Source organism: Psychroflexus maritimus (genome assembly GCF_011089875.1).
GTDB lineage: Bacteria > Bacteroidota > Bacteroidia > Flavobacteriales > Flavobacteriaceae > Psychroflexus > Psychroflexus maritimus.
This window is the reverse complement of sequence record NZ_JAANAS010000086.1, coordinates 1-442: the sequence shown is the minus strand read 5'-3', so window position 1 is coordinate 442 and position 442 is coordinate 1. Positions and strand designations below refer to the sequence as shown.

General features: G+C 38.2%; 1 pseudogene. It reads right to left on the bottom strand.

The annotated features are described in order from the left end of the window. Nucleotides 1-442, bottom strand: a pseudogene (locus tag G7034_RS10310) (hypothetical protein); the annotation flags it as partial.

Below are 442 nucleotides of genomic sequence, written 5' to 3'. Positions count from 1 at the left end.
ATACAATCCTGCTTCTTCTACCGTTAATGCACTTCCTGTAAAGGCTAATTCATCGCCATCCAAGAACCATTCAAATTCGTAATCGTTGGCATTTAACCCTGTATCTAAAGTAGGAGCAGAAAGAATTTCTCCAGTTTCTCGGTCAATACAAATCACTGAACCATCCATGTTAGAAATATCAACTAAAGGTAATGGATTCACGGTAATTTCAAAAGTGACTTGCGTTGAGGATGGACATTCATTGTCTGTGTTCACTACCTCAGCGTAAATGGTTTGTGGTGATTCTGAAGTAAAGAAATTCTCAGGATTAATAATTGGAATTCCTGCTTCAAAATCTTCTTCTGACTCATAGTAAATGACTTCTGTATTTGGGTCTCCCGCATTTGGATTGATTTCCTCATCTTTCTGCGTTAAATCGAATTCGCCTATTTCGTTGTCGGCT